Origin of the sequence: Kitasatospora sp. NPDC056076, assembly GCF_042266305.1 — a bacterium.
Lineage (GTDB): Bacteria > Actinomycetota > Actinomycetes > Streptomycetales > Streptomycetaceae > Kitasatospora.
In genome coordinates, this window is the sequence record NZ_JBHJWG010000129.1 from 1 (window position 1) to 1,363 (window position 1,363).

At 77.1% G+C, this 1,363-nt stretch carries 2 protein-coding genes; both read right to left on the reverse strand.

Translation table 11 applies throughout. The annotated features are described in order from the left end of the window. Positions 1-511 (reverse strand): MFS transporter (locus ACFC1T_RS38385; protein ID WP_375897447.1); only part of this gene is annotated, 511 nt, incomplete at its 3' end. Further along, positions 508-1,116: a TetR/AcrR family transcriptional regulator gene (locus ACFC1T_RS38390; protein WP_375897449.1), complete on the reverse strand. Its 609-nt coding sequence runs from the start codon at positions 1,114-1,116 to the stop codon at positions 508-510. The genes ACFC1T_RS38385 and ACFC1T_RS38390, both read right to left, overlap by 4 nt. Positions 1,117-1,363 lie beyond the last annotated feature (247 nt).

A 1,363-nucleotide genomic window follows, 5' to 3' on the forward strand; every position in this document is an offset into this window, starting at 1 on the left:
GCAGCAGGCCGAGCAGGAAGACCGCCCGCCAGCCGAAGTGGGTGGTGAGCGCGCCGCCGACCAGCGGCCCGGCGGCGACCGCGAGGCCGAGGGCGGCGGTGCGCACGGCGATCGCGCGGGGTAGCAGGTCGGCGGGCCAGACGGCCCGCAGCATGCCGATGGTGGCGGGCTGGAGCAGGGCGCCCGCGAGGCCCTGGGCCACGCGCAGCGCGATCACCCAGCCGATGCCGGGTGCCAGGGCGATCGCGGCGGAGGTGGCGGCGAAGCAGACCACCCCCGCCACGAAGAGCCGCCGGTGGCCGTACCGGTCGCCGAGCCGCCCGGCGAAGACCAGGAGCGCGGCGACGGTGACGAGGTAGCCGCTGCTGGTCCACTGGACGGCGGCCAGGGAGGCGTGCAGGTCGCGCTGCAGGGTGGGCTGGGCGACCGTGAGCACCGTGCCGTCGACGGCGACCAGGACGGCGCCGGTGATGCTCGCGGCGAGGGCGAGCCCCCGGTGGCGGGCGGTCACCGGTCGGCCGGGCCGAGGTGGGCGGTCAGGGCGGCCCGCAGCACGGGTTCGATGCTGTCGCTGTCGCTGTCGCTGTCGCTGCCGGTGGCCAGGGCGAGGCTGCCCCAGCTGCGGAGTTGGGCCAGGCCGTGCAGGTTGGCCCAGAGCGCGGCGGTGGCGGCGGTCGGGTCCCCGCCCTGCGGGTGGAGTTCGCCGACCAGGCCGACGAGGGTGCGGAACAGCGGCAGGGTGGAGCGGCGCAGTTCGGTGCCGCTGCCCTCCAGCAGGTCGTGGCGGAACATCAGCTCGAACAGGCCGGGGTTGGCCGCGGCGAAGCCGAGGTAGCCGCGGGCGAGGGCCTCGATCCGGGCCCGGGGGTCGGCCCCGGTGCCGGCGGCGAGGGCGTCGGCACCGGCCAGGGTGTCGGTGAGCCGGCCGAAGCCGTGTCGGGCGACGGCGGCGAGCAGTTCTCGGTGGGTGGGGAAGTAGCGGCGCGGTGCTCCGTGGGAGACCCCGGCGCGGCGGGCGATCTCCCGCAGCCCGAGGGCGTGGACGCCCTCCTCGGTCACCAGCTCGATGCCGGCGGCCACCAGCCGGGCGCGCAGGTCGCGGTCCTGTTCGGTCATGGACACTGTCTACCGGATCGCCGTAGACAGTGTCTACTCGCCGGGCCGCGGGTCCGCCGGGCAGAATCGCGGGCATGGACGAAGGCGGCGAGTCGGCCTGCTGGCTGGACCGGGTGTGCCCGGAGTGCGGGCGGTTGCGGGCGCGGCCCGGCCCGGGGCCGTGCGAGAACTGCGGCGCGGGCGGGGGTCCGGTCGGTGCGGCGGCAGGGGCTGCTGCCCTGAGGTACGCGGGGCGGGCCGACGTCAC